The organism is Streptomyces sp. NPDC002130, assembly GCF_040296465.1.
In the GTDB taxonomy this organism is placed as follows: domain Bacteria; phylum Actinomycetota; class Actinomycetes; order Streptomycetales; family Streptomycetaceae; genus Streptomyces.
In genome coordinates this window covers 1-4,136 of the sequence record NZ_JBEOXI010000432.1, presented here as the reverse complement: position 1 = coordinate 4,136, position 4,136 = coordinate 1, and the positions used below count along the sequence as shown (strand labels likewise).

The window sequence follows — 4,136 nt, the reverse complement described above, 5'->3', positions numbered from 1 at the left end:
AACCCTCGCCCCGGCGAACACCACCAAGGTCAACCTTCCCACTTGGGCCTGGCTCGACCGGGCCAAGTTCCAGGACGTCTCAGGCAAACGTTCGCTACCACCTCAATGCTCTGATGTGCGCGGGAATGACAACCGAGCTGATCGCTCAACTCGCAACACTGCCCATCGCAACCATCCGGGCGTTGCGCAAGACGTCCACGACGTCAGCACCCCAACGTGTCGTCGACGCCGTACTTTCCATCACCTTCCACCCCAGCCGCGGCCGCGATCTCACCCCCGCAGTGGGAGCGCACCGGCGCCTACGCGCACTCAATGCAATGGGCTATGGAGACGAACTCTTGGCAGCGCGTCTCGGCGTCGACATCAACGTCGTCACCGGGATGCCGACCAAGAGCCTCATCCCAAGTGGCCTATGGAAGGCGATCGACAGCATCTACGACGAGCTGTCCATGCGCCCGGGCCCGGACGCCGAAATTCGTGAACAATCCCGCGCCGCCGGCGTCGTACCGCCACTCGGATGGGATGACGACGAAATCGACAACCCCAAGGCACGGAGTCAGGAACGAGTTCAACCACGCCAGGGAGCGGGAGCTGTTCCCGTTGACGAGGCAGTCGTGATTCGCCGGCTCGGTGGAGAACAGATGCCACTGCGCTTCTGCGAGCGACGCGAGATCGTGCGCATTGCGTTCGAGAAAGGTTGGTCTCCTGCCGAGCTCGCTGCAACGCTTTCCATCAAATATGACTCGGCAGTCACCGAATTGAGCCGCTACCGGCGCGCACTGGCGCGCGATGCAGCTGCCGACAGCGATTCATCGACAGAAGAGAGTGGCCCGCAGGAAACGACCGCTGAAGTCCTCGCTGTTCGTGACGAATCTGACGAACTGCCTCCTGTCGAGGCCCACTCGGGCCAGCAGCTGGAGCCGATCTTGCTCGACGAAGAATCGCCGGAAGAGGCGACATCGAGCGCTCGCGCGACGGTCGTGCTCGACGTGAGGAACGGCCGAGTTCTGTTGCCTGATTCTCTGTCAGGGCATAAGAATGGAGCGACACCGATCCGGCCTGCGTGCCATCTGCCGCGCACTCTGAGTAAGCGGCGCCCCGGAGTAGGAACTGGTGGTCGAATCATTCGCCATCAACCCACTCGAGACATGTTGCGCCCCAATATTACTGGTCGATTGTTCGGAGTTGATCAACATTTCAACGATGCAAAGCAGTGCTCGCAGTCGCTGTCGCCTTCGCCCGCACAGGCATCGCGGCTGCGCGGTCGACCCCTTTCAGGGACCGGCACGAAGGAATTCGTTCACGGCCACGCTGGCGGTCCGCCGCAGCGAAAGGCGGACGGAGGGAATCAACCGCAGGGATACGTGCGCCCGATCGACATCGCTGATAGCGGCTGAAGCGATTCTCGGCAATATTTCCGTTGAAAACTGAAAAGCATGCCAGGACAGTGCATTACGAATAGATCGTTCCTTACATATACAGGTATCTCCGGTCTCGACCTGAGAGCCCAGACGGGACCTTGCTCATGAACACGACATTCGCCTCCGCACTCAACACCATGACACCCGGCGACGCCGTGATGTGTCTTGCTGCCGGAACAGTCGAGCTCGCTCTCGATGACGCACCGGAATCGATGCGCTGGCAATGGTTCGCGGACCTCCTCGACTCGCAGTGGGGGCTGACCGGCAGACTCGGCCCGATCCTGACCGAGCAGATCATCTCCGAACTGGAGCAGGTTGCCCGCATGTGCCGCGCCTCCGCTCAGCATCCGTTAGACCCCCAGGGTTGGATATCGGCATACCAATCCACTGCAGTGCTGGTAGAAGACCCGGCGGTGGTCTCAGCGGACGCGCTGCACCTCGCACTTTCTGCCGTCAACGACATCGCGCTGGAAGCGACGGACACTTCGCACCCCGATTTCTCTGTCGCCGTCACGCTGGCATTCGAGGCACTGACATCGGCAGTGGACGTCGACCGCGAGGTGTCCAAAAGTTGGATTTTGACTGCAATCGGAGAATGGGTTACGAGGACAGAGTCAGCTCAGGCGGGCCTCCGATCGGCACAATCGTGCACCAATGCTGACAATAGGCAGATTGCCAACGCCTCCGTTGTTTCTGCAGGATGCAGCGAGAAGCCACTGCTGAAAGTGAGAGGGAATGCGTGAAACCATCGTCCAATCAGAGCCGTTGAGTCCAGGTCATATTCATTCGCCCAGCCCGTCCGACGTCGGGCGCGCGGGCAAAGGAAAGCTACGGCAAAAACGGTCGGAGATTACTCGCGAGAAAATCGTCGACGCTGCTGCCCGCCAATTCGATGCTTGCGGATTCGCCGCGGCAAGCATCAACGCCATCATTGAAAACGGGAACGTCACCAAAGGTGCACTATACTTTCACTTTCCCTCCAAAGAAGAACTGGCACAACAGGTTATCGAACGATGGTCCGCTATGGTGGATGAGGAGTATGCGGCTCTCGGAGAACCTGGCGATGGTTCCCCCTGCCGCCAGTTGGTGCGGTTCTGCAGCGAGGTGGCGCACCGCATCGATGCCGACCCTGGTCTGCGTGCTGGGTTGCTTCTCACTGTAGAACCCTCCCTCGCTGAGGGGAAGAGCGCATACCGGAAGTGGCGTAACAGTATTGATGAATTGGTTGTCCGCTCCATCGAGGCTGGCGAGATAAGGGCCGGCGGCGCAAGCCACCGATTGTCCGATCAGGTGTGCGCGACGTTCATCGGCGGCGCCCAAATCCAGTCGATTGACGTCAGCTCCCCGAATTTGCAAACACGGGTAGCGGACGTGTTTGAAGGACTGCCCGGCAACCCGGACTAGCCGAACTGCATCACCTACGAAAGACGTTCCAATGCAACGTATTTCTAGGGTACGCATCAGGAACTCAAGGAACTGTCGTATCCACGTTCGCACATGAGCAGGATCGAATCCGCGGTCACAATCCGCCTTGCGGAACACCAGGAAGCGTCAGGTATTGAAATGGCACATTCGGACTCGTCAGCATCGTTCCACGACAGGGAAGTCCAAGATCTCGGCTTCGTCGGCCCCGATCGCTACGATTTGGTGCGCATTCTCAGCGGCGGAGGCCCTTCAAGCGATCGCGATTCCTACTTACTCGAGGAATACGAGCGCCGCGACGCTTTAGCCCAGAAGTGGTATTACGAAGATAAGGCTGCGGGCATGAGACGCAATCTCACGGCTCTCGTCGTCCTCGGAGCCTTCCTGATCGTGGCGTCGTTCCTGCTTCCCTATCTCTTCTAAACAGCCGCCCCGCACCCGTGGTGCACGAGGTCATTCAAGGTACAGCCCGTCTCTCGCTGGTCGGGTTCCCCATCGGGACGCCGCACCGGGCCGGTCGCATGAGGCGGGCGTGTCCCTTTCAGTTCGCTCAGCGTCCTCGCCCTCGGCCACTGGTGGCGAAGGAATGCGTCACCCCTAGTATCAGGTTCGTGCCGAACGTGAGAACGCCCGACGCCGATATTTATTACACCGACAGTGGGGGAGCGGGTCCCGTTCTGCTGCTCGGTCATGGATTCTTCATGGATTCGTCGATGTTCGCCCCGCAGATCGATGCCCTCGCAGGCAAGGTCAGGGTGGTGGCCTGGGACTCTCGCAGGCACGGCCGTACAACCGATCCCGGTGCCGCATTCACGTACTGGGATTTGGCTCGCGACTCCCTCGCGGTCCTCGACGACCTCGGAGTCGAGACAGCAATCGTCGGCGGAATGTCGCAGGGCGGCTACACCGCGCTGCGGACTGCTTTGCTTGCTCCGGAGAGAGTCCAAGCGCTGCTGCTGCTCGATACCGAAGCATCTGCCTGCACCGATGACGAAAAGGCTGGATACAGGGCCATGTTCGATCAGTGGTGCAGCGATGCGCCGATCGAACCGCTTGTCGAAGCTCTGGCGCCGCAATTGATCGGTGGAGACTCACGAGAGTCGTGGGCGCCGTGGATCGAGAAGTGGACGTCGAGCGATCGTCGAGCGATTCGGCCGGCCGCGGAGTGCTTGATCGAACGCGACGATGTCGTCGACCGGCTGAGTGCCATCGCGGTGCCGGCCTTGATTGTCCGCGGTGAACACGACATGTCCGCGCCTGCGGCCAAAGCGAAACAGTTGTACGACCATTTGC

5 protein-coding genes are annotated in these 4,136 nt (G+C 60.3%); all 5 read left to right on the top strand.

The window, feature by feature from the left end:
* The first annotated feature begins 125 nt into the window (after positions 1-125).
* Positions 126-1,397 carry a hypothetical protein gene (locus ABT116_RS40330; protein WP_232509006.1) on the top strand — a complete coding sequence of 424 codons (1,272 nt, stop codon included), beginning with the start codon at positions 126-128 and terminating at the stop codon, positions 1,395-1,397.
* Positions 1,398-1,525: 128 nt separating this feature from the next.
* On the top strand, positions 1,526-2,164 hold the full coding sequence (locus ABT116_RS40325; RefSeq protein WP_003944274.1) for a hypothetical protein: 639 nt from the start codon (positions 1,526-1,528) through the stop codon (positions 2,162-2,164).
* Complete coding sequence (locus ABT116_RS40320; protein ID WP_050794059.1) at positions 2,157-2,825, top strand: TetR family transcriptional regulator; 669 nt, start codon at positions 2,157-2,159, stop codon at positions 2,823-2,825. The genes ABT116_RS40325 and ABT116_RS40320 overlap by 8 nt, the downstream gene beginning before the upstream one ends.
* Before the next feature lie 93 nt (positions 2,826-2,918).
* On the top strand, positions 2,919-3,266 hold the full coding sequence (locus tag ABT116_RS40315; RefSeq protein ID WP_037131408.1) for a hypothetical protein: 348 nt from the start codon (positions 2,919-2,921) through the stop codon (positions 3,264-3,266).
* A gap of 188 nt (positions 3,267-3,454) precedes the next feature.
* The coding region (locus tag ABT116_RS40310) for an alpha/beta fold hydrolase (protein WP_351644988.1) at positions 3,455-4,136 on the top strand (682 nt) is incomplete at its 3' end.

What these genes read in the sequence shown, in the direction of transcription:
- ABT116_RS40320 (WP_050794059.1), top strand. Translation starts at nt 2,157, where the DNA reads ATGCGTGAAACCATCGTCCAATCAGAGCCGTTGAGTCCAGGTCATATT.
- ABT116_RS40325 (WP_003944274.1), top strand. Translation starts at nt 1,526, where the DNA reads ATGAACACGACATTCGCCTCCGCACTCAACACCATGACACCCGGCGAC.
- ABT116_RS40330 (WP_232509006.1), top strand. Translation starts at nt 126, where the DNA reads ATGACAACCGAGCTGATCGCTCAACTCGCAACACTGCCCATCGCAACC.
- ABT116_RS40315 (WP_037131408.1), top strand. Translation starts at nt 2,919, where the DNA reads ATGAGCAGGATCGAATCCGCGGTCACAATCCGCCTTGCGGAACACCAG.